The organism is Desulfobulbus elongatus DSM 2908 (assembly GCF_000621145.1).
Classification (GTDB): domain Bacteria; phylum Desulfobacterota; class Desulfobulbia; order Desulfobulbales; family Desulfobulbaceae; genus Desulfobulbus; species Desulfobulbus elongatus.
The window spans coordinates 41,805-64,847 of sequence record NZ_KK211216.1 but is presented as its reverse complement, the minus strand read 5'-3'; the positions used below and the strand labels follow the sequence as shown (position 1 = coordinate 64,847).

General features: G+C 64.2%; 18 protein-coding genes. 9 read left to right on the top strand and 9 right to left on the bottom strand.

Annotated features, from left to right (window positions below; translation table 11 throughout):
* Positions 1 to 21: 21 nt before the first annotated feature.
* Genes Q362_RS0118110 through Q362_RS0118100 form a run of 3 tightly spaced genes read right to left on the bottom strand, consistent with a single transcriptional unit; the run spans position 22 to position 5,626 of the window.
* Positions 22 to 3,255 carry an efflux RND transporter permease subunit gene (locus tag Q362_RS0118110; RefSeq protein ID WP_028319753.1) on the bottom strand — a complete coding sequence of 1,078 codons (3,234 nt, stop codon included), beginning with the start codon at positions 3,253 to 3,255 and terminating at the stop codon, positions 22 to 24.
* Complete coding sequence (locus Q362_RS0118105) at positions 3,252 to 4,283, bottom strand: efflux RND transporter periplasmic adaptor subunit (protein WP_028319752.1); 1,032 nt, start codon at positions 4,281 to 4,283, stop codon at positions 3,252 to 3,254. The genes Q362_RS0118110 and Q362_RS0118105 overlap by 4 nt, the downstream gene beginning before the upstream one ends.
* Before the next feature lie 2 nt (positions 4,284 to 4,285).
* Positions 4,286 to 5,626 carry a TolC family protein gene (locus Q362_RS0118100; protein ID WP_035217187.1) on the bottom strand — a complete coding sequence of 447 codons (1,341 nt, stop codon included), beginning with the start codon at positions 5,624 to 5,626 and terminating at the stop codon, positions 4,286 to 4,288.
* A gap of 217 nt (positions 5,627 to 5,843) precedes the next feature.
* On the opposite strand from Q362_RS0118100, the gene Q362_RS24415 reads away from it, so the two are divergent.
* Positions 5,844 to 6,401, top strand: coding sequence for a hypothetical protein (locus tag Q362_RS24415; RefSeq protein WP_157470361.1), 558 nt, complete (start codon positions 5,844 to 5,846; stop codon positions 6,399 to 6,401).
* A gap of 51 nt (positions 6,402 to 6,452) precedes the next feature.
* On the opposite strand, the gene Q362_RS0118090 is transcribed toward Q362_RS24415, so the two are convergent.
* From Q362_RS0118090 to Q362_RS0118075, 4 genes are all read right to left on the bottom strand, one after another.
* The gene (locus tag Q362_RS0118090) at positions 6,453 to 7,841 is read right to left on the bottom strand and encodes an MBL fold metallo-hydrolase RNA specificity domain-containing protein (RefSeq protein WP_028319749.1); all 1,389 of its coding nucleotides are present in this window, start codon (positions 7,839 to 7,841) and stop codon (positions 6,453 to 6,455) included.
* Positions 7,842 to 7,960: 119 nt separating this feature from the next.
* Positions 7,961 to 8,536 carry an HDIG domain-containing metalloprotein gene (locus Q362_RS0118085; protein ID WP_028319748.1) on the bottom strand — a complete coding sequence of 192 codons (576 nt, stop codon included), beginning with the start codon at positions 8,534 to 8,536 and terminating at the stop codon, positions 7,961 to 7,963.
* Between the two features lie 22 nt (positions 8,537 to 8,558).
* A complete protein-coding gene (hemE, locus tag Q362_RS0118080) occupies positions 8,559 to 9,584 on the bottom strand; it encodes a uroporphyrinogen decarboxylase (RefSeq protein ID WP_028319747.1) in 1,026 nt (341 codons plus the stop codon).
* Positions 9,585 to 9,648: 64 nt separating this feature from the next.
* Positions 9,649 to 10,701 carry a radical SAM/SPASM domain-containing protein gene (locus Q362_RS0118075; RefSeq protein WP_028319746.1) on the bottom strand — a complete coding sequence of 351 codons (1,053 nt, stop codon included), beginning with the start codon at positions 10,699 to 10,701 and terminating at the stop codon, positions 9,649 to 9,651.
* Positions 10,702 to 11,001: 300 nt separating this feature from the next.
* Between Q362_RS0118075 and Q362_RS0118070 the strand changes: the two genes are divergently transcribed.
* Positions 11,002 to 11,487: a universal stress protein gene (locus Q362_RS0118070; protein ID WP_028319745.1), complete on the top strand. Its 486-nt coding sequence runs from the start codon at positions 11,002 to 11,004 to the stop codon at positions 11,485 to 11,487.
* A gap of 46 nt (positions 11,488 to 11,533) precedes the next feature.
* Here the strand turns inward: Q362_RS0118070 and Q362_RS0118065 are convergent, their stop codons facing one another.
* A complete protein-coding gene (locus tag Q362_RS0118065; protein WP_028319744.1) occupies positions 11,534 to 12,622 on the bottom strand; it encodes a hypothetical protein in 1,089 nt (362 codons plus the stop codon).
* A gap of 3 nt (positions 12,623 to 12,625) precedes the next feature.
* Here Q362_RS0118065 and Q362_RS0118060 point away from each other — a divergent pair, with 3 nt between their 5' ends.
* On the top strand, positions 12,626 to 12,991 hold the full coding sequence (locus Q362_RS0118060) for a hypothetical protein (protein ID WP_028319743.1): 366 nt from the start codon (positions 12,626 to 12,628) through the stop codon (positions 12,989 to 12,991).
* On the opposite strand, the gene Q362_RS0118055 is transcribed toward Q362_RS0118060, so the two are convergent.
* A complete protein-coding gene (locus Q362_RS0118055; protein ID WP_028319742.1) occupies positions 12,945 to 13,745 on the bottom strand; it encodes an LbetaH domain-containing protein in 801 nt (266 codons plus the stop codon). The two genes, Q362_RS0118060 and Q362_RS0118055, sit on opposite strands and share 47 nt — an antisense overlap.
* Before the next feature lie 199 nt (positions 13,746 to 13,944).
* Here Q362_RS0118055 and lon point away from each other — a divergent pair, with 199 nt between their 5' ends.
* The 6 genes from lon to Q362_RS0118025 all read left to right on the top strand — a co-directional run bounded on the left by lon (position 13,945) and on the right by Q362_RS0118025 (position 22,978).
* Complete coding sequence (gene lon / locus Q362_RS0118050; RefSeq protein ID WP_028319741.1) at positions 13,945 to 16,371, top strand: endopeptidase La; 2,427 nt, start codon at positions 13,945 to 13,947, stop codon at positions 16,369 to 16,371.
* 98 nt (positions 16,372 to 16,469) lie between these two features.
* Positions 16,470 to 17,459, top strand: a complete 990-nt coding sequence (mltG, locus tag Q362_RS21750; RefSeq protein ID WP_051554480.1) for an endolytic transglycosylase MltG — start codon at positions 16,470 to 16,472, stop codon at positions 17,457 to 17,459.
* Between the two features lie 276 nt (positions 17,460 to 17,735).
* Positions 17,736 to 17,936 carry a cold-shock protein gene (locus Q362_RS0118040; RefSeq protein ID WP_028319740.1) on the top strand — a complete coding sequence of 67 codons (201 nt, stop codon included), beginning with the start codon at positions 17,736 to 17,738 and terminating at the stop codon, positions 17,934 to 17,936.
* A 194-nt stretch (positions 17,937 to 18,130) separates the two neighbouring features.
* Positions 18,131 to 19,756 (top strand): NAD+ synthase, encoded by a 1,626-nt coding sequence (locus tag Q362_RS0118035; RefSeq protein ID WP_028319739.1) that lies wholly within the window; start codon positions 18,131 to 18,133, stop codon positions 19,754 to 19,756.
* 122 nt (positions 19,757 to 19,878) lie between these two features.
* Complete coding sequence (locus Q362_RS0118030) at positions 19,879 to 21,651, top strand: hypothetical protein (protein WP_028319738.1); 1,773 nt, start codon at positions 19,879 to 19,881, stop codon at positions 21,649 to 21,651.
* A gap of 118 nt (positions 21,652 to 21,769) precedes the next feature.
* Positions 21,770 to 22,978 carry a pyridoxal phosphate-dependent aminotransferase gene (locus tag Q362_RS0118025; RefSeq protein ID WP_028319737.1) on the top strand — a complete coding sequence of 403 codons (1,209 nt, stop codon included), beginning with the start codon at positions 21,770 to 21,772 and terminating at the stop codon, positions 22,976 to 22,978.
* Positions 22,979 to 23,043 lie beyond the last annotated feature (65 nt).

Genomic DNA, 23,043 nt, shown 5'->3' with positions numbered 1-23,043 from the left:
CCTCCGCCGGTGCCGTCCCGCCTATCGGCGACCGGCCCCCTGCATTCCTCTTTCCTTGACCATGAAATAAAGCACCGGCACGGCCATGCGGCTGATGAGCAGCGAGGCGATCTCGCCGAACATCAGCGAAATGGCCAGTCCCTGAAAGATGGGGTCGGCCAGGATCACCGAGGCGCCCACCACCACGGCCAGCGCGGTCAGGAGCATGGGCCGGAAGCGGATGGCCCCGGCCTCGACCACCGCCTGGGCCAGGGGCAGGCCGTGGCTGAGGCGCAGCTCGATGAAATCGACCAGGATGATCGAGTTGCGCACCACGATGCCCGCGCCGGCCATGAAGCCGATCATCGAGGTGGCGGTGAAGAAGCCGCCCAGAGCCCAGTGGGCGGGCAGGATGCCGATCAGGGAAAAGGGGATGGCCGCCATCACCACCAGCGGGGTGACGTAATCCTTGAACCAGCCCACCATCAGCATGTAGATCAGCACCATGACCACGCAGAAGGCCAGGCCCAGGTCGCGGAACACCTCCAGGGTGATGTGCCATTCGCCGTCCCATTTCATCGCCGGCTGGTCTTCCAGGAAGGGCTGCTTGAGGTTGTAGACCGTCACCGGCCCGGCCTGGCCGCCGAAGCGGGCCGCGTCCAGTTCGTGCAACCGCTTGTTCATCGCCAGGATGGGGTAGACCGGGCTTTCGGCCGCGCCGGCCACGTCGCCGGTGACGTAGATCACCGGCTTGAGGTTCTTGCGGTAGATCGGCTGGTCCACCGGCTGCTCGCTCACCCGGACCAACTCCCGCAGCGGCACCAGGGGCGCCTGGGGATCGGTTCCTGGCCGCAGCGAGATGCCCAGCAGGTCGTCGACCCGCGCCCGCTGCGCCTGCGGCAGTTGCAGGACAAGGTCGATTTCCTCCTTGTCGCGGGGCTGGTGGAAGAGGTCGATCGACTGGCCGGACAGTCCCATCTCCACCGCCCGGGCGATCTCGCCCTCGGACAATCCGTTCAAGGCCGCCTTTTCCTTGTCCACGGTCAGCACCACCTTGCTCCGCTCCTCTTCCCGGTACCAGTCGATATCGACCACGCCTTCGGTGGTGGCGAAGATCTTCTTCACCTCGCCGGCCAACCGCACCCGGCTGGCATCGTCCGGCCCGTAAATCTCGGCCACCAGGGTCTGGAGCACCGGCGGTCCGGGCGGCACCTCCGCCACGGCCACGGCCGCGCCGTGCTGGGCGGCGATCCGGGCGATGGCCGGCCGCAGCCGCTTGGCGATGTCGTGGCTCTGGCCGTCGCGGTCGCCCTTGGCCTTGAGGTTGACCTGGATGTCGGCCACAGTGGGGCCGGCGCGGAGGAAATAGTGGCGCACCAGGCCGTTGAAGTTGTACGGCGAGGCGGTGCCGGCATAGATCTGGGTGTTGACCACCTCCGGCGCCTGCTCCACCTCCCTAGCCATTTCCAGGGCCACCCGGGTCGTCGCCTCCAGGGTCGAGCCCTCGGGCATGTCGAGGATGATCTGGAATTCCGACTTGTTGTCAAAGGGGAGCATCTTCACCTTCACCTTGCCCGCGACCACGAGCGAGCAGGCGACGGCCAGCAGGGCCAGGATCAGGGCGAAGAAGCCAAGCCGCCAGCGGCCGTGGGCCAGCAGCGGGTCCATGATGCGGTGGTAGAGCCGGGTGAACCAGTCGTCCGGGGCGTGGTCGGCATCGTCGTCGCCCTGGGCGCTTGTCCCGTGTTTGCGCAGGATGCGGATGGCGGCCCAGGGCGTGACGGTGAAGGCGATCAGCAGGGAGAAGACCATGGCCGCCGAGGCGCCGATGGGAATGGGCCGCATATAGGGGCCCATCAGGCCGCCGACAAAGGCCATGGGCAGGATGGCGGCGATCACCGCCCAGGTGGCGAGGATGGTGGGATTGCCGACCTCGACCACCGCGGCCACGGCAATCTCCCTGAGCGAGACGGCCTGGCTTGCGCGCAAACGCAGGTGGCGGACGATGTTTTCGACCACGACGATGGCGTCGTCCACCAGGATGCCGATGGAAAAGATCAGGGCAAAGAGGGTGATGCGGTTGAGGGTGTAGCCGTAGAGGTAGAAGAGCAGCAGGGTGAGCGACAAGGTGGACGGGACGGCCAACAGGACAATGAGCGACTCCCGCCAGCCCAGGAAGAGAAGGATCAGCAGGGCCACGCCGAACACGGCGATGCCCATGTGGAGCAGCAGTTCGTTCGATTTCTCGGCCGCGGTCTCGCCGTAGTCGCGGGTGACGGTCACGGTCACCTCGGGCGGAATGAGCGTGCCCTTGAGGCTGTCCACCTTGCGCAGGACCGTGTCGACCACGTGGACGGCGTTGGCACCGGGCCGCTTGGCCACCGACAGGGTCACCGCCGCCTCGGGGTTGCCGTCCCGGCTGCCGAACAGGACGTACGATTTCGGCTCCTCCGGGCCGTCGGTGACGGTGGCCACCTCGCCGAGGTAGACCGGGGCGCCGCCGTGCACGCCGACCACCACCCGCCTGACCTCGTCGGCCGACCGGAGGAAGAGGCCGGTCTGCACCAGCACCTCGGCGTTGCCGGCCCGCAGGACGCCGGAGTGCGACTGGCGGTTGGCCTGCTGCAGGCGGAGCACCAGGTCCGCCGGGCTCAGGTTGCGGGCCGCCAGCAGCAGGGGATCGAACTGCACCCGCAACTGCCGCCTGGTGCCGCCGATCAGCTTGGTCTCGGCCACCTCGAAGATTGACTTGACCGCATCGTCCACCTCGGCGGCCAGACGGCGGAGGGTGAAATGGTCGTAGGTCGCCGAATGGAAGGTCAGGGCCAGGACCGGGACATCGTCGATGGTGTGCGGCTTGATCAGCGGCAGCGACACCCCGTGCGGGATCCGGTCGAAGTTGGTTTGTAGCTTCTGGTTGAGGCTGACGACCGATTTCTCGAAATCCTCGCCGACGTAAAACCGGGCGATGAGCAGGCACTGGCCGGGCATGGAGGTCGAGTAGATGTACTCAATGCCCGGCAGTTCGTAGAGCAGTTTCTCCATGGGGATGGCTAGGCGCTGCTCCACCTCCTTGGCGGTGGCGCCGGGCATGGACACCATGACGTCGATCATGGGCACTTTGATCTGCGGCTCCTCCTCGCGGGGGAGCAGGGCCAGGGCCAGCAGGCCGAGGAGCAGGGAGGCGATCAGGCCGATGGGGGTCAGCTTCGAGCCGACAAAGGCGGCGGCCAGCCGTCCGGCAAAGCCCGGTCCGGTCGAATCGGGGCCGCTCATGGCTGAATCCGCAGGGCCTGGCCGTCCACCAGCAGCCGGTTGTTGCCGGTGACCACGGTTTCGCCGCCGCCGAGTCCGGCCAGGATCTCGGTCATGCCCTCACGGTGCGCGCCGGTCCGCACCAGGCGCAGGCGGGCGCGATCGTCGGCGACGACGAAGACCTTGTCCATCTGGCCGCTCCGGACAATGGCGCTGTCCGGCACCAGCAGGGTGCGGGCGCTGCTGCCGGGAACGAGCACCCGGGCGAACTGGCCGGGACGCAGGTCGGCGGTGGCGGGCAGATCGACGATTATCGGCGCGGTGCGCGACTGCGGATCGGCCGCCGGCGCGACCTCGGCCACCGTGCCCCGGACCGTGGCCCCGGCCGCCTCGATCCTGACCGTGAGCGCGTCGCCCGGACGGATGCCGAGCACCAGGCTTTCCGGCACGGCGGAGCGCACCTGCAGGGTTCGCAGGCTTTCCACCTGGAGGAGCGCGGTGCCGGGGGTGGCGAGATCGCCGGCGTGGACGTTTTTCCTGGTGACCACCCCGTCGAAGGGCGTGGTGATACTGGTGTAGCCGGCCATGGTCTTGGCCTCCCGGTAGCCGGCCTGGGCGATGGCGAACTGGTCGGCCATGGATTTGACCGTCTCCGGGGTGGTGGCGTTTTTCGCCAGCAGGTTCTGCTCCCGCTCCAGATTGCGCCTGGCCTGGGCGAGCAGGGCCTCGGCCTGGCCCAGCCGGGCGGTGATCTCTTCGGCGCTGATCGCCACCAGCAGGTCGCCGGCCCTGACCGTGGAACCGAGTACGACCGGAATCTGCGTAATCACCCCGGTGACCTTGGCGGCGATGGCGGCCCGCTCGGCGGACTGCACCGTGCCGGCCACCTCGACCAGGGTGGGAAGATCCAGCTCTCGGACCGGAGCCACGGTGACCGTGACCGGTTGCGCGGTTTCCCGGCCGCCGGATTCCGCCGCGACGGCCCAGACCGGCAGCGTGTGCAGGAGCAGAATGACAAGGAGGGTTCGCATCCTGTGATTGGCGGCCATGATCACTTCCTTGGAGAGAATTGGCCACAACCGGCCGCTCGGCGCAGGTCGGCAATGGCGATTTTCCGGGCGGCCGTGGCCAGGGTGTGGCTCAGCCGGGCTTCGGTCAGGCGGTTTTCGGTGTCGATCAGCTCCGAGGCGAGCAGCACGCCTTCCTTGAACCGCAGGCGCGCCAGCCGGGCGCTTTCCGCGGCCGAGGCCACCATCTTGCCGGTCACCTTGAGCCGCTCTTCCTCCTGTTGCAGGGCCAGCGCGGCCTGTTCCATCTCCAGATTGAAGGCCAGCTCCATTTTGCGTTCCTCCTCCCTGGCCGCCCGCAACTGGGCGGCGGCCCGCTCGGTGGCGGCCGCGGTCTGGCCGCCGTTGAACAGGGTGTAATTCAGACGGACGCCGGTCACCCAGGAGTTGCCGGAGCCGTCCTCGAGTTCCGTGCCCTTGTCGACCTGATAGCTGCCGAAGACGTCCGCGGTCGGCAGATACCCCGATTCGGCCTGTCGGACCCGGGAGGCCAATGCCTTGACGGTGGCGGCCATGGCGGCCAGTTCCGGGCGGTTGCGGAAGGAACGTTCCGCCGGAACTTCCTGGTCCCGATGACCGGTCGGATCGAGGACCGCAGTCTGGCCGGGGATGCCCAGCAGATGCAGAAAACCCCGCTGCGCCAGTTGCAGGCCATGCCGGGCCTGGATCAACTGCTCGGTGGACCGGGCCTGCTGCACTTCGAGGTTGAGGAGGTCTTCCTGCAACAGGCTTCCCTCGTCAAAACGGGCCCGGGCGACAGCCAGCGACGCCTCGATGGCCTCCAGGGCCGACTCTCTGGCCTTGACCGACTCCGCCGCCAGGACAATGGTGCAGAAGGCCCGCACCACCTCGAATTCGAGCCGGTTGCGGATGGCCTCCCGCTCGAATCCGGCGGCGCGGCCCTGTTCGCCGGCCGCTGCCAGCGCCGCCCGGTCATGGCCGCCGTTGTAGATGCGGTACTGGACCAGGGCCTTGGCCTGCAGGGTGTCGGTGGTGCCCGGATCGTTGAAGTCGATGGCGTTGGTGAACATCCCCTGGTTGAGGATGTTGCCGAAGGAATACATGGGGTTGTTGGTGCGGCTGTATTCGGTGCCCACAGAAAGCTGGGGATAAAAGGCCGATTTGGCCATATTGAGGTCGGCGTCGGCGGCCTTGATCCGCTCCACGGCGGTGGCGGCATCCGGGTTGTGCTCCAGGGCGTAGCGGATGGCTTCCCGGACGGTCCAGCGCGGGGGAACAGCGTCCGGATCGCCGGCGGTCAACCCGCGGGGAAGGAAGATGGGTACGAGCACAGAAAAGACCACAATGAGGCATCGCCGACGCATGATTACCAACCTATTCTGGTGGACATCGATGAAAACGATGGTATGTTCCGGAGCATAGGGGAAAAATGGAAATCATCTCCGGCCTTGTGCTGGAGTATTTCCGCTTGTGCAGTCACATTTGAGGGAAAATAGGTTCTTCGCTTGAAGATTGCAATAACAATGCATATCAAATCTTGAAACGAGACCTGTCATGTACCTGCCGGATGAGGAGGAATCAATGAAAATGATGCGAAAGATCAGTCCGATGTTGTTCTGCGGGTGGGCCGTGGCCATGGTGAGCCTTCCTGTCTGGAGTACGGCCGGGGAACAGGGCAAAGCCGGAGAACAGGCCGTTCCTCAAAATAAGGAGGCCGGTGCGCCTCAGCAACAGGAAAGCAAGTGGAGCGAGGCGGGCAAGGAGGTTCAGGAGGCGGCCGGGTCGGTGGCGGACGCCACCACGGAGACCGCGGGAACGGCCTGGGACACCGTGAAAACCGAATCGTCGTCGGCCTGGGAAAAGACCAAGAGCGGTTCCCGCGAGCTGTACGAGGCGATGAGCGACACATCGAAGGAAGCCTGGCACGTGACCAAGGAGGAGTCAAAAAACCTCTGGGAGAAGGGCAAGTCATTGATCCATGAGGCAACCACCCCGGCTCCGCCGCCTGCCGCGCCGGCTTCTTCCGCTCCGCCGGCTCCCGCTCCTTCGCCGGCTGCGCCACCTCCGGAGCCAGCCGCCCCGGCGACACCGGCTTCACCCGCTTCGCCGACCCCGCCCGCACCGCCGGCCGCCCAATAGGCGGTTTCCCGCCCGCCTGCCTTTCTCCGCCGGCCGGTCGCCGGTCGGCGGCTACAACTCGAACGACTCGTGCAGGCGCGGCATTTCGACGGTGGTGCCGGTGAGGCGGCCGGCGAGCGCCTGCATGGCCTTTTCCTCGCCGTGGACCAGGAAGGTGCGCTCGGGGCTGCCGGTCCGGCCGTGCCATTTGCACAGCTCCCTCTGGTCGGCATGGGCCGAAAAACCGCCGATGGTGTAGATTTCGGCGTTCACCTCGACCTCTTCCTGCAGGACCCTGACCACTTCGGCCCCTTCGATGATCTGCCGGGCCAGGGTGCCTCCAGCCGCATAGCCGACGAACACCACCGAGGCCTCGCGCCGCCACAGGTTGTGGCGGAGGTGATGGCGGATGCGGCCGCCGGTGCACATCCCCGAGCCGGCGATGATGACCGCGCCCCGGCTGTGCTTGAGCGCCATGGATTCGGAGGCGTCGCGGATGATTTCCAGGCCGGGCAGTTCGAAGGGATCGCGGCCGGCGGCAACGACCGCCCAGGTCTCCTCGTCGAAGCATTCGCGGTGACGGCGGAAAATCTGGGTGGCGGAGATGGCCATGGGCGAGTCGAGGCAGACCCGGAGATGGCGCGGCAAGCGCTGCTGCTCGATCCCCTCCCGCAGGTAGTACAGCAGTTCCTGGGTCCGCTCCAGGGCAAAACTGGGGATGAGCACGTTGCCGTCCCTGGCGACGGTGGTGTTGATCGCCTGGTACAGTTCTTCGATGGAGGGCCCCAGCTGCTTGTGCAGCCGATCGCCGTAGGTCGATTCCATGATCACCGTGTCGGCCTGGGGCGGCGGGGCCGGATCGGGCAGAATGGCCCGGCCGTCGCAGCCGAGGTCGCCGGAAAACAGCACCCGGCGCTGCCGGCCCCCTTCCTCCAACTCCAGCAGGATGCACGCCGAGCCGAGAATGTGCCCGGCGTCGTAGAAGGTGGTGCGGATGCCGGGACAGAGATCGTGGGGCTGGGCGAAGGAGGCGATGTCGACGAAGGCGTCGAGGCTGTTGAGGGCGTCCAGGGTGTCGTAGAGCGGTTCGGCCGGCGCGCCCCGGTCCCGGCGTTTGCTCGCCTTGTAGTTGCGGTAGCGCGCTTCCTCCTCCTGGATTCTCGCCGAATCGAGCAAAACCAGGCGGGCGAGTTCGCGGGTCGCTGAAGTGGTCAGAATCGTGCCTTTGAACCCGAGCCGGCTCAACAGGGGAATGCGGCCGCAATGATCGAGATGGCCGTGGGTGAGCAGAAGATAGTCGATCGAGGCCGGGTCGAAACCGAAATCGTTGCGGTTTTCCTCGTCCATTTCCCGGTTGCCCTGGTAGAGGCCGCAGTCGATCAGGATCCGTGTGCCGCGGCACTCGATCAGATGGCAGGAACCGGTGACGTTGCGGGCGGCTCCGTGAAAGGCGATGCGCATGGATACCTCCGGTGTTTTCGGATTATTGGATAGTGACCGCGGCGGGATGGCGCTCCATCCGGTCAAAAGGCGCGGCGGACATGGCAAGGGCCTCGGTTGAAAAAGAAAAAGGCAGCCGCTCAGAATCGACCCAGTTCAGCCGGGGCGAAGGGCAGCCAGCGGAAAAGGTGGCGTTCCAGGGTGACGCATTTGCTGAAGTTTTCCCGGATCAGCCCCTGCCGCTCCGGGTTGCCCTTGCCGTAATGGTCGAGGATGTACTCCAGGCGCTGGTCGAGATGGACCACCACGTTATGCCGCACCCGCTTGTCGGCGTAATAGACGATTTCCCGGGCGGAAAACGCGCCGCTCTCGTACCGGGCGGGATCGAAGTCCCACAGGAGTACATGCTGCTCGACGATGGCCGCGATCTCGGGGTAGCCGTGGCGGCGGCAGATCTCGGCCCCGACCCTGGCATGGTCGCAGGCGCCGTTCAGGCAGGGGGTCTTGGCGATGTCGTGGAGCAGGGCGCCGCTGATGACCAGGCGGCGGTCGGCCTGAGGGCGGTCCGGGGTCACGGCGCAAAGGCCCTCCAGCAGCTGTTCCGCCAGGCGGGCGACCACCAGCGAATGGTGGCGGATGTTGGCCAGCATGCCGTACTCTTCCATCAAGCCGATGCATTCGGCGAGCGAGGGAATGGCGGTGCCGGCTCGATCCATGGCGTGTTCCCGGCGGGACTGCTCAGGCCTTGCCGCTGAACCGGTGGACGGCGTCGACGGCGATCCGCACCTGTTCCGGCGGGGTCTCCGGCAGGATGCCGTGGCCGAGGTTGAAGATGTAGCCACGGGCGTCGCGGGCCTCGACCAGCATGGTTCTGATCCGCTCTTCCAGGCGTTCCCTGGGCAGGAAAAGCGCCAAGGGATCGATGTTGCCCTGCACGGCATGCTGGCCGGCGCGGGCCACGACTTCGCCGATGGGCAGCCGCCAGTCGAACCCGAGCACGTCGGCGCCCACGGTGGTGGTCAGCCGGGTGAGGGTGGCGCCGTTGTTGGCGAAATAGATGATCGGCACATCGGTCACGGCCCGCAGATCGGAAATGATCGAGCGGACATAGGGCAGGGCGAACTCCTCGTAATCGCAGGGTGCGAGCACCCCGACCCAGGAGTCGAACAATTGCAGGGCCTGGGCACCCGCCCGCGCCTGCGCCTGGAGATAGGCGCTGGTGCAGGCGGTGATCTTGGCCAGCAGGTTGTGGTAGAGCTGCGGCTCCTGGTACATCATCTTCTTGGTGTGCAAAAACACCTTGGAACTGCCGCCCTCGATGAGGTAGGTGGCCAGGGTGAAGGGTGCGCCGGCAAAGCCGATGAGCGGCACCTGCAGGCGGCTGCGCAGCAGACGGATCGTCTCCAGCACGAAAGACAGCGATTCCTCCGGAACCGGCACCACCAGGTCGTCGACCGCCTGCTGGCTGCGGACCGGCCGGGCGAAGAGGGGGCCCTTGCCCTCGTGGAACTCGAGGTCGAGCCGCATGGCCTCCATCGGAATCAGGATGTCGGAAAACAGGATGGCGGCGTCGAAACCGAAGATGTCGACCGGCTGAAGGGTGACTTCGGCGGCGAGGTCCGGCGTCTTGCACAGTTCGAGGAAACTGACCCTGCCGCGGATTTTCTGGTATTCGGGGAGATATCTGCCGGCCTGGCGCATGAACCAGACAGGGGTGTAGGCGGTGTGCTCGCCCCGGCAGGCCTGGAGAAAGGTCTCGTTCATTGGGGAATATGTTTGGTTGGAGGTTGGCGCCCCGGTGCCGGCCGGTCCGTTCCGGCCGTTCCGCTCAATGGCCGGGCCGGTAGGTGCAGAACGGCTCGCCGGCCAGGTAATCGCCGGTCACGGCATAGGCCCTGGCCCGGCAGCCGCCGCAGACCTGGAGGTACTCGCAACGGCCACAATGATCCTTGTAGCCGGCAAAGTCGCGCATGTCGAGCAGAAGTCTCGAATGTTCCCAAATTTCCCGGAACGGCTGCGTGCGCAGGTTGCCCGCCGCCAGGGGAAAATAGCTGCACGGCAGCACATTGCCGTCGACGTCGATCAGGCAGATCAATTGGCCGGCCAGGCATCCCTTGGATCCGCCGGTGGAAAACTTGAGGGAGCGCCGCTGGAACCGTTCCCCCTCGGCCTTGGCGCGCTGGAGAACGATGCGGTAGTACTGAGGCGCGCAGGTGGGGCGCACCAGGAGGTCGTGCTCCTCCTTTTCCATGTCGTAATGCCAGTTGAGGATGTCCTCGTACTCTTCGGCCGGGATCAATTCGTCCATGATCTCCTCGCCCCGGCCGGTGGGGACGATCATGAACAGGTACCAGGCGGTGGCACCCATGCTTTTCACGAGCTGATAGATCTTCGGCGCTTCGTCCTTGTTGCGCTTGGTGAAAGAGGAGTTGATCAGAAAGTCGATCTTGTGCTCGTTGAAGAGGCGGATGGCCTGCATTACGCCGGCGAAGGCTCCCGGCTGATTGCGGAAATCGTCATGCACCTCGGCGGTGGCGCCGTCGAGGCTCAGGGAAACCATTTTGATGCCCGCTTCCTTGATGGCGCGGCACACGGCCTGGGTGACCAGGAAGCCGTTGGTGGCCAGGCACATGCGCAGGCCCAGGCCGGTGCCGTAGGCGGCGATGTCGAAGACATCCGGCCGCACCAACGGTTCGCCGCCCGACAGGACCATGACCGGATCGGCATAGCTGCGGATATCGTCCAGGATCCGTTTGGCCTCGGCCAGGGAGAAGTCCGGATGGCCCTCGACTTCGAGTTGGGACGAAGACCGGCAGTGCACACAGTTGAGATTGCAGCGGCGGGTGATCTCCCAGGCAATCCATTTCGGGGTGAATTCCATATTGATGTCCGGCTGGAGCCGGGGAGCAGAAGACCCGGGTGGTGCTGCGGACAGGCGGAGCGGGAAACGGTGTCCCGTTCCGGCAGGAGGCAGCGGTACTGCACGCCACGTTTTATGGAGGCAGACAAGTGGGGAGCAGTATAGGCACGATGGGGAGCATGGTCAACTGCTTTGTCCGATCCCAGGGGAGCGGCGCGGCGGTGTCGATGCAGTTATTCATGGTGAAAAATGCCCGAACGATATACTCTACGGCATCAAGCGGTAGGGCGTTTCATCTTCTTTCAAGCAAGGGAGGTTCATATGCAGGCGATCAACAGCATTCTGACCCCGGTGGATTTTTCGGACAATGCCGGCAAGATCATTGAGGCGGCCGCCTATGTGGCCGGAACGTTCAAGGCGGAGCTCCATCTGGTGTTTGTGGCCCAGACCTTCGAGGATTACAGCGGTTTCTTCGTCCCGCCCATCAACCTCCCCAATCTGGAGGAAGAGCTGTTCGCATCGGCCCAGCAGCAGATGGAGACCTATGTCGAGGAAAACAGGGCGATGTTTGCCGAAGCCGGGGTGGCGCATGTGACCGGCAAGGTCCTGTCCGGCGACATTGCCGAGGAAATCCTGAACTATGCGGCCAAGAAGAAGGTGCAGTTGATCATCATGGGAACCCACGGCTACAAGGGAGTGGAACGGATCATGTTCGGCAGTGTGGCCGACAAGGTGGTGAAATCCGCCTGCTGTCCGGTGATGACCATCAATCCTTACCGGGAGGAATGCGAGGGCCATGCGGTATGAACGCTTCTCTGCCGGGAGACCGGCAGGGAAGGGATTGACGGTCTGGTCAGCGCCTCCTGAGCAGGCCGGCGACACAGCCCGCGTTTTCTTCCCTTTCAGTGGGAGGGCCGGCAACGGCGCCCACGAAAGTCTCTGACCATAACCGGGCAGGATTTTCCCCGGGAAAAAGGAACAGGTCAAGAATGGCCGGTTCGGTCCGCAATGATGCCGCCGGGCCGGCCGTGGCCCGCGACCATTCCTCCAGTCCTGTGCGCAGGAGCCGGTCGTGCGCATCGGTAAGCCGCAGGCGGGACCCGCTGGCGCTGATCTCCGTCAGCAGTCGGTCAAGAGCGGGGCACTCCCCTCCAGGAGGCGGCTCTTCGGCACCCCCCGCTTGTCCCGCCGCGGGCACGGGGAGCTCCAGCGAGGCCAGCAGGCGCGCGCTCTGCCGCCACCTTCTCTCATACACCTCCTGCAGCAGGTCCATGGCTGTCCGGTGACGGGTGACGAGGAGACCGGGCGCCGGCCTGTCGCCGTGAAAACAAAGCCGGGTCCAGGCCTTGAGCCGGTGGCGGAGGATGGTGTCCGCCTCCGGGCTGTCGTCCTGTCCGGCAGCGGGCAGGACAAAGGGATTTTCCTCTTCCTCGCACAGCTCGGCGAACAGGCTTTCTTGCCTCCGGGCGATGGCGTGCAGGGCGTCGTTCAGTTCGGCCTGCTCGATATCGTACGCTTCCCCCAATTCCAGCATCAGCCGCGATTGCCAGAGCATCAGCCCGGTTGCTTCGCGTTCCCGGATGTCGGCCCCGTGCAGGAGGTCGGCCAGGATGGCGCGGGGCGGTTCCGGATTGTCCCGGCGGCTCAAATCCGCCAGGGTCAGCATGCTCAACTGGCTGAGGTAGGTGTCGCCGCGGCGGCGGATGTCCCGCACCAGGGCGAGAAACCGCTCCCGCTGGTCGCCCAGGGGCTCGGGGGTGAAGGGGTGCAGCCGGTCCTGCTGCCGGCACCATTTTATGAACGCGCTTGCGGTGCTCCGGTCGGGCGGCGCGTTTTCAACGGCTTGCATGTGGACAACCTGTCCGAAAACCTGTACAAGGGGCAGCAGGAAACCCTCGTCGGGCAGGGTTTCCGGAAACACGCAGGCAATGCTTTTGTTCATGATATGAGTACAGTACGGGAAAAAATCACCTTTATTCTGACGGCCCTGGCCTATCTGCTCTTTCATCTGCGCCTGGGTGCTGATGCCGGTGCCATGGTGCGGGGCACCACCTACCAGATCCTGCTCACCGCGCCCTATGCCCTGGGATTCACCTACATTGTCGCGGTGGTGTTCCGGCGGATGACCGGCAAGGGCTGGTTGCCCTGGGACCGGTTGTGCCGGATTTTCTTCACCGTCGGCATCCTTTTCGCCTTTTTTTTCGCCCTTTACGAATACGCCGGCCAGGGAAAGCCACTGGAGGACCGCAAGCTGCACTCGGACTCTAGCGCAGCACGCTTTTTCGAGGATGTACTCCGGCAGGTGCGGTAGTGTTGGGCATGAGCAGGCTGTCCGGCCCCATGAGGGTGCCGGGACTGGTCACGGCGTTGCATCCGGTCTGCGAGTTGTCGCCGATGATGGCCCCCAGCTTTTTCAGCCCGGTGTCGAGGGCGACCCCGCCTTGGCGCAGTTTGACGTTCCCGGAGAAAAATCGCAGGTTGGCACACTTGGTTCCGGCGCCGAGGTTGACGTTGTTGCCGAGGATCGAGTCGCCCAGGTAGGCGAAATGGCCCGCCTTGGCGTCGTTGAGAAAGATGGAGTGCTTGACCTCGGTGGTATGGCCCACCACACAGCGTTTGCCGATCAGGCAGTTGCCGCGCAGATACGCCCCCTGGCGGATCTCCGACCGGTCGCCGATGATGGCCGGGGATTTGATCATGGCGCCCGACTCGATCAGCACGCCCCTGCCGATCCTGATGTTTTTGCCCACCATGACCGCGCCGGCCATGAGCACCGACGCTCCTTCGAGGAACTGGCCGTTCTCCCAGACGGTGAGGCCGCCTTTGGTGGCGTCGCCGTAGGTGATGATGCACTCGCGGGCATTGCGCAGCCGGCCGTTGTACCAGATGTAGGGACTGTCCAGCGGCACCCCGTCGGTGATGCAGAGGTGCTGGAAGGTGGGGGCCGTCTGGCTGGCGATATAGGCCTTCAGTTTTTTCAGGGGCACCCAGACATAGGGACAGTCGGCGAAGAGATCCCGGTCAGGGAAATCGGCGAGATCGAAAAACGACCCGATGGTCAGCATGGTCGGCTCCAGAAAAGCGGTATGGACAGGAGGTCGGACAACTGCTTTTCTATATTGGCGGCCCGGCAATTATTCAAGGGAAATCTTCTCTTCAGCCGCGGGCGGGGCGTCGCCTTGACTTCGGCTGGGGTTGTGTTTACTGTCGTGGGACAATTCAGCGGACGCGTCACCGCATCAGGCGGTTTTAAGGAGGGAAAAGGTGGAATTTGACGATTCATTATCGACCAGCATGGGGGATTTCGGCGAGCAGACTCAGGATCTGGAGATTCCCGAATCTCTGCCCATGATGGCTGTCCGGGATGTCGTTGTCTTCAACTACATGATCATCCCGCTGTTTGTCGGCCGGCCCGGCTCGATCGAGGCGGTCAACGACGGCCTGAACAACAACAAGCTCTTGATGCTGGTGACCCAGAAGGACCCGACCAAGGACGATCCCGATGAAAAGGATCTCTATGAGGTGGGCATGGTGTCCATGATCATGCGGACCCTCAAGTTGCCCGACGGCCGGCTCAAGGTGCTGGTGCAGGCCCTCTCCAAGGCGAAAATCCGCTCTTTTCTGCAAAAGAAACCGTTTTACCGGGTGGCGATCGATCTGATCGAAGAGCCGGAGACACCGGAGGTCACGGTCGAGACCGAGGCGCTGATGCGCACCGTCCGCGAGCACACCGAGAAGATCATGTCGCTGCGCGGTCTCCTCTCCTCGGACCTGATGATGATCATCAACAACATCGAGGAACCGGGACGGCTGGCCGATCTGGTGGGCTCCAATCTGCGGCTGAAGATATCGGAATCGCAGAAAATCCTGGAAACCGTCGACCCGTCCGAGCGGTTGCGTCTGGTGGCCGACCTGCTCCACAAGGAGTTGGAGGTGTCCACGGTCCAGGCCAAGATCCAGTCGGACGCCAAGGAGGAGATGTCGCGCAGCCAGCGGGAATACTTCCTTCGCGAGCAGATCCAGGCCCTGAAGCGGGAGCTGGGCGACGAGGACGGCTACTCCCAGGAGATCGAGGACCTGCGCAAGCAGCTGCGCAAGAAGAAGATGCCCAAGTACGCCAAGAAAGAGGCGCGCAAGCAGCTGCGGCGGCTGGAGATGATGCACCCCGACGCCTCGGAGGCGACCATCGTCCGCACCTACCTCGACTGGTTTCTCGACCTGCCGTGGCGGCAGTCCTCCACCGACGTGCTCGATCTCAAGGTGGCGGCCGAGGTCCTCGACGAGGACCATTACGGCCTGGACCGGATCAAGGAGCGCATCCTCGAATACCTGGCGGTGCGCAAGCTCAACGCCGACACCAAGGGACCGATCATCTGCTTCTCCGGCCCTCCCGGCGTGGGCAAGACCTCGCTCGGCCAGGCCATCGCCAAGGCCATGGGCCGCAAGTTCTACCGGCTGTCTCTGGGCGGCATGCGCGACGAGGCCGAAATCCGCGGGCATCGCCGCACCTATATCGGCGCCATGCCGGGCCGGATTCTTCAGGGGCTCAAGAGCGTGGGCACCAACAATCCGGTGTTCATGATGGACGAGATCGACAAGATCGGCGACGATTACCGGGGCGATCCTTCCTCGGCCCTGCTGGAAGTGCTCGATCCAGAGCAGAACAATACCTTTTCCGATCACTACATGAACCTGCCCTTCGATCTTTCCAAGGTCATGTTCATCACCACGGCCAACCGCACCGACACCATTCCCGGCCCCCTGCTCGACCGCATGGAGGTGATCCAGCTCTCCGGCTACACCTTGGAGGAGAAGACGGTGATCGCCAACAAATTCCTGCTGCCCCGGCAGATCAAGGAAAGCGGCATCAAGCCCGGTCAGCTCAAGCTCGACGACGCCACCCTGGAAACCATCGTCAGCAAATACACCCACGAGGCCGGGGTGCGGAACCTGGAGCGCGCCCTGGGCAAGGTCTGCCGCAAGATCGCCCGCAAGGTGGCCGAGGGTGGCCGGGGACCGTATGTGGTCTCCGACAAGACCATCGAGAAATACCTGGGGCCGCCGAAGTACATGCCGGAAGAGGATCTCGACACCAGCGGCCAGCCCGGTCTGGTGATCGGCCTGGCCTGGACCGAGGTGGGCGGCGAACTGCTGCACATCGAGACCTCGGTGCTGCCCGGCAAGGGCAAGCTGCTGCTGACCGGCCAGTTGGGCGAGGTGATGAAGGAATCGGCCCAGGCCGCGCTCAGCTATTGCCGCAGCCGCAACAAGGTGCTCGGGGTGGAACCCGAGTATTTCGATACGGTCGACATCCACATCCATGTTCCGGCCGGGGCCATTCCCAAGGACGGACCCTCGGCGGGCATCACCATGACCACGGCCCTGTTCTCCGCCATCAGCGGCAAGGCGGTCAAGCGCGGCATCGCCATGACCGGCGAGGTGACCCTCCGCGGCCGGGTCCTGCCCATCGGCGGGCTCAAGGACAAGGCCCTGGCCGCCCTGCGCGCCGACATCACCAAGGTGATCATCCCTGAGGAAAACCAGAAGGATCTGGTCGAGATTCCGGAAGAGCTGCGCAAGAAGATCACCTTTTTCCCGGTCAAACACATGGATGAGGTCATCGAGTTGACCCTGGGCAAGATCCCCAAACACAAAGAGCCCGTCAAACAGAGCGTCAAAGCGGAGAAATAGGCGAAGCAGGCCGGACGGCAGGGTGATGCCGTGGCCGTCCGGCAGCACGCTCCCTTCGCTTCGCCTCCCCGCTCTTTCTTCTTCCCGTTTGTCCTGCCATGCGCCGCCTTCTGCTCGTTCTGACCGTGTTCGCCGCCGTTTCCCTCGGCGGGGCCGGGCTGTGGTACCGGTCGTATCTGACCACCCCCGCTCCGGGACAGGGCGAGGTCGTCGTCACCATCCCCAGGGGGGCCGGCGTGCGGGGCATCGGCGCCCAACTGGCGGCTCAGGGCATTCTGGGCAACGATATCCGCTATCTCGCCCTGGTGTCTTTCTCCGGCCTGAGGACCCGGCTCAAGGCCGGGGAATACAGCATCCCCCTCGGCCTGACGCCGCCCGAGGTCCTGGAATTGCTGGCCTCGGGCCGCACTCTCCGGCATCACGTCACCGTCCCGGAAGGCTTGACCGCAACCCAGATCGCCGCCATTTTCGCGCAGGACGGCTGGGTCAAGCGGGATCGTTTTCTCGTCTTGGTCGGGGACGCCGCCTTCATCCGCCAACTGGGGATCGAGGCCGGCAGCCTGGAAGGCTATCTTTTTCCCGAAACCTATACCCTGGTGCGCAACGAGGCCGACGAGGCAACGGTGATCCGGATGATGGTGGACCGTTTCCAGCAGGTGTGGCAGACCCTGCGCGTGCCGGAATCGAACGGATTGAACCGCCATCAGCTCCTGACCCTGGCCTCGGTGGTGGAGAAGGAAACCGGCGTGGCGACCGAGCGGCCGCTCATCGCCAGGGTGTTCTACAACCGGCTGGCCAGGAAGATGCGCCTGCAGTCCGATCCGACCGTGATCTACGGCATCGCCGATTTCAACGGCAACCTGACCAGGGCGGATCTGCAGAGGGAGACGCCGTACAACACCTACGTCATCCCCGGCCTGCCTGCCGGTCCCATCTGCAGTCCGGGGCGCGCCGCCCTGGAGGCGGTCCTGCAGCCGGCCGAATCCGACGCCCTCTATTTCGTTTCGAAAAACGACGGCACCCACGTCTTTTCCACCAACCTGGCCGATCACAACCGGGCCGTGCAGCGCTACCAGCGCGGACGGTAATCGCTTGGCCGCAAGGGCGCTGCTCATCCGTTCATCCGGCGGCCGGCCTTTCCCGGAGGTATGCCGTCGCCGCGGGCGGGTGAGAAAAGCGTGCTGAACGGGCGAAACGCCATCAATTTCCTTGTTTTTGACGCAATTAATGGTATGTTCGCGGCCAGGAGTAGAACGTGCGCTCTGTTCGCAGGTTAGATTTTCCATGGACTGTTCTTGGTGGAGACAACCTGTAATATCGCATGGATGGAACATTCAGTTCACGACAAGGAGCAAGAGGAAATAATGCTGAAAGGAACGGTCAAATGGTTTAACGAGTCGAAGGGGTTCGGTTTCATCGAGCAGGAATCAGGGAAGGATGTTTTTGTCCATTACTCTGCGATCGCGGGATCGGGCTTCAAAACACTCAATGAAGGGGACAAGGTCCAGTTTGAAATCGTTGACGGGCCCAAGGGGCCGGCGGCCGCCAACGTCACCAAGCAGTAATTCAAACCGGTTGTTTTTGCCCGGCGGGAGACCTCTGCCGGGTTTTTTTTGCCAACAATACGGCCCGTTTTGTTCCTTTTTCTCCGTTCTCCCTGTTGTTTGCTCCATCGCCGGTTCACCGGGGCGGTGCCCTTGTCCGGCGCGTGCCCCCCGGCAAACAGTACGCCGAATCCTTCCCGCCGGTTGAACGTATCGTGAAGATAGCCCTTGTACAGACGAACCCGATTATCGGCGCCTTTGAGCGCAATCTCCGGCACGTCGTCGCCTGGATCGAGCAGGCGAAACAGGCCGGCTGCGCCTTGGCGGTTTTTCCCGAACTGACCCTGTGCGGGTATCCGCCCCAGGACCTGCTGGAGCGCTCCGCCTTCCTCGAAGCCCATGACCGCGCCCTCGCGGACCTGATCAGGGGGCTGGACGGCATCACCTGCATCGTCGGGGCGCTGGAGCGGCGACAGGGACCGGGGAAACCGCTGTACAACGCCGCCTGTGTCATCGAGCGCGACAGGATCGTCTGCCGGGCGCGCAAGCAGTTGCTGCCCACCTACGACGTTTTCGACGAAACCCGGTATTTCGAGCCCGGCGACGCCTCCACGGTGTTTCCCTTCCAGGGGCTGCACTGCGGCCTGACCATCTGCGAGGACATCTGGTGGAGCAGCGAGGCCTACCGCGCCAATCCCCTGGCAGGCCTGGCCGTGGGACCGGTGATGCCCGACTGTCTGATCAACATTTCCGCCTCGCCCTACTATCACGGCAAGCTGGAGACACGCCAGCAGGTCTTTGGCCGGGTCTGCCGGCAGAACAATCTCCCCCTGCTCTATGCCAATCAGGTCGGCGGCCAGGACGGCCTGATCTTCGACGGCCATTCCATGGTGATGACGCCGGCCGGCACCCTGTGCAAGGTCGCGACCGGTTTCGCCGAGGACATGCTGGTTGTCGACAGCGAGGAGTGGTATGAAACGGGCGGGGAGCAGTTGCAGGACAGTATCGCCGATGTCGAGGCGGCGCTGGTGCTCGGGGTGCGCGATTACCTGCACAAGACCGGCCATGCCAAGGCGGTGCTCGGCCTGTCCGGCGGCATCGATTCGGCGGTCACCGCGGTGATCGGCTGCAGGGCCCTGGGGCCGGAGAACGTGCTCTGCGTGGCCATGCCTTCCCCGTACACGGCGCAGCAATCCGTCGACGACGCCCGGCAACTGGCCGAAAACCTCGGCTGCGACTTCGAGGTCATCGGCATCGCCGCCGCCATGGACGCCTATCGGGCGGCCCTGGACCCCTACTTTGCCGGGCTGGCGGAAGACACCACGGAGCAGAATATCCAGGCGCGGATCAGGGGCAACCTGCTCATGGCGCTCTCCAATAAATTCAACCGCTTGTTACTGTCCACCGGCAACAAGTCGGAGATGGCGGTCGGCTACTGCACCCTGTACGGCGACATGAGCGGCGGCCTGGCCGTGATCGCGGACGTGCCCAAGGGCATGGTCTATGCCCTGGCCCGACTGATCAACCGCGAGCGGGAAATCATCCCGGAGCGGATCATCGTCCGGCCGCCGACCGCCGAACTCAAGCCGAACCAGTTCGATCAGGACGATCTGCCACCCTACGACGTGCTCGATGCCGTGCTCCACGCCTATCTCGAGGAGCACAAGCGTATCGAGGAAATCGTCGCCGGCGGCGTGGACGCCCGCATGGTGCGGGATATCGTCCGCCGGATCAAGCTCAACGAGTACAAACGCAAGCAGGCGCCGCTCGGCATCAAGGTCACCAGCAAGGCGTTCGGACCGGGGCGCCGCTATCCCGTAGTCCAGGGATTCGTCGAATGAGCGGGGTCCCGGTCTGCCGGCTTGTGTCGCGAAAGTTCTTTTGACGGCGTTCTTTTTTTTCGTTATCCTGGCCTGACCCGCCTGGTTGAAAGCAACTCTATCCGAAGCAATCAGCACGTGTCATGGCCCGGCCGCCCCGCAGTCTCATCTCTCTCCTCATTTTCCTCCCGGTCAGTATCCTGCTGATCGGCTACCTCGTTTTCCGTGAGCAGACCACCAAGCGTCCCAAGCAACTGGCCGTCACCACGGCGGGTATGGTGGAGATGTGCCTGAGTTGCCACACCAAGGAGAAGTTGGACGGCGCCCATGACAATCAGGTAGTCGGCTGTTCGCCGTGCCATCTGGGCGATCCCTTGGCCATTGACAAGGACAAGGCGCACAAGGGCATGGTCCTCAATCCCGGCGATCTGCGCTGGGCGGCCAAGACCTGCGGCGTCGAGGGGTGTCATCCGGCGGACATTCACAAGGTGAAGAATTCCCTGATGGCCACCAACCGCGGCATCCTGGCCACCTTGCTCTACTATTGGGGCGAGCGGGACGACCAGCACGCCGACATCACGGTCGAACACCTGCTGACCAGCGGCGAAACCTCGCTGGCGCTCGATTATTTCCGCAAGCTCTGCGCCACCTGCCACCTGTGGAAACAGAAGGGCGACCTGCCCGGCGCTCCGGCCTTCTTCAACGAAAAGGGCGGCGGCTGCTCTGCCTGCCACTATATTCTGCCGCCGGGCACGCCGCGCAACACGGTCACTTTGGAGCTTTCGCAGGCCGCTCAGGAGGAGGCCGACAAAAACCGGCCGCATCCCCTGGTGGTCAAACAGGTGCCCGAGGAGAACTGCATCCGCTGCCATAACCGTTCCGGCCGCCTCGGGCTGTCGTACGTCGGAGTATACGAGTCGGAAGGGTACGGGACCCCCTACGAGCAGGGACAGCATTCCTTGCAACGGCTACCCGGTGACCGCTTCTATCTCAAGATCGCCGAAGATATTCACCACACCAAGGGCATGACCTGCATCGACTGCCACATCCGCGACGAGATCATGGGTGACGGCACCCGGTATGCCCACTACGAGGAGCAGGTGGAAATCACCTGCCGGAGCTGCCATGACGCCAAACCGGGCCTGTCCCGCAGGGGGAAATCGTTGACCAATGTCGGCGAACACCAGGGACAGCTCGTGCTGACCGGCAAGAGCGACGGCAAGCGGCATCCCCTGCGGCCGCCGGACACGGAGGCCTGTCTGGCTCCCGGCCACCAGCGCCTGACCTGCGCGGCCTGCCATTCCACCTGGGTGCCGCAGTGTTACGGCTGCCATGTCAAGCGGGACAAGCGGGAAACCCATCTCGACAAGCTGACCCTCAAGGAAACGCCGGGTTGGTGGGAAGAGGGACGCTCCTATATCCGCTACGAAAAACCGATGCTGGCGGTGTGGGGGGACGAGGTGGTGGTGGTGACGCCCGGCTGTCAGGACCTGGTGACGCTGATCGACGAACAGGGCAAGGCCGAGGGCGGCTTCAACCGGTTCACCATGGCCGCAATCAATCCGCACACGATCCAGGCCAAGGGACGTTCCTGCAAGGACTGCCATGCCGAACCGAAGACCGTCGGGCTGGGAGAGGGCACGGTGGCGCTCCAGGACGGGCAATGGCGGTTTTTCCCGGTGGACCGGGGCGTGGCGGGCGAACAGGGGCGAACGCCGGGATTCGACACCTTCGTGACCATCGACGGCACGCCGCTGCAACACGGTTCCCGGTCGAATTTGCGACCGTTCAACGGCGAGGAGTTGCGGCGCATCCTCCGCATCGGTCTCTGCCTGGATTGCCACAGCGCGGCCGATGATCCGGTGTACCGCGATTATGACCGGCGACGCCCCTGCCCGGTATTCAAGGAGCCGTGAGCGGCGGTCGTAAAAAAATGTTCGCCGCGCGCCCTGTTTGCACTTGTGAAAATCGAACGAAAGCGTTACAGCGCACTGTTTTTTGTCTTTTGATAAGGATACGAGGAAGGAGTCGAAGATGTTTTCTGAAAGATTTGTGCTTGCGGATCGCGTGCTGAATGTGGCGCCTTCGCCGACGCTGGCGGTCAATGCCAAGGCAAAGGCCCTCAGGGCCGCAGGTGCGGATATTCTCAATTTCAGCGTGGGCGAACCCGACCTGTCCACGCCTGCCCATGTCTGCGAAGCCGGCAAGAGAGCCATTGAGGAGGGGCGTACCCGGTACACTCCGGCCGCGGGCATTCTCGAACTGCGGCAGGCGGTCTGCACCAAGCTGAAGGAAGAGCAGGGCTGGGACTACCAGCCGGACGATGTTCAGATCAGCTGCGGCGGCAAGCACGGACTGTACAATATCTTTCAGGCCATCCTCAATCCGGGGGATGAAGTCCTCATTTTCGCGCCGTATTGGGTTTCCTACCCGCCCATGGTGCAGTTGGCCGGCGGCACCCCGGTGATCGTCCCCCTGCGGCAGGAGCGGCGGTTCGACATCGATCCGGACGTGGTGGCCCGATACATCACCGACAAGACCAAAGCCATCGTCCTCAACAGTCCGTCCAATCCGACCGGCGCGGTCTATTCGCTGGCAGCCTTGGCCGAGGTGGCCAGGATGGCGCTTGCCGGCGGCTGGCTGGTGATCACCGACGACATGTACGAGGAACTTTTCTATGGCGAGGGCAGGGTGCCGCACATCCTCCATGCCGATCCGCGCTTGCAGGGGCAGACGGTGCTGTCCAACGGGGTGTCCAAGTCCTTTGCCATGACCGGCTGGCGCATCGGCTATTCCGCCGGTCCGCGGGAGGTGATCAGGGCCATGAATAAAATCCAGAGCCAGTCCACTTCCAACCCGGCGGCCCCCTCCCAATATGCGGCGCTGGCCGCCCTGACCGGGCCGCAGGATTTTCCCCGGCAGATGCGCGAGGCCTTCCTGCCCCGGCGGGCCTATTTTGTCGACGCCCTGGAAGCCATTGCCGGGGTGAGCTGCGTGGCGCCGATGGGGGCCTTTTACGTGTTCCCCAATTTTTCCGCCTATTACGGCAAAACGTTCAACGGCAGGGTGATCGACGGCTCCGTCGCTCTGGCCGACTACTTCCTCAGCGAGGCCCAGGTGGCCTCCGTGCCCGGAGCCGCTTTTGGCGCCGACGACTTCATCCGGTTTTCCTTCGCCACCTCGCTCGATACCATCAAGCAAGGCATGGCGCGGATCAAACAGGCCCTGGCCGCCTTGCGATAATCATCGCCGCCACGACAACTTCTGGCGCCAGAAACAACACAACCGGACAGAGCGTGTCGCCGCCC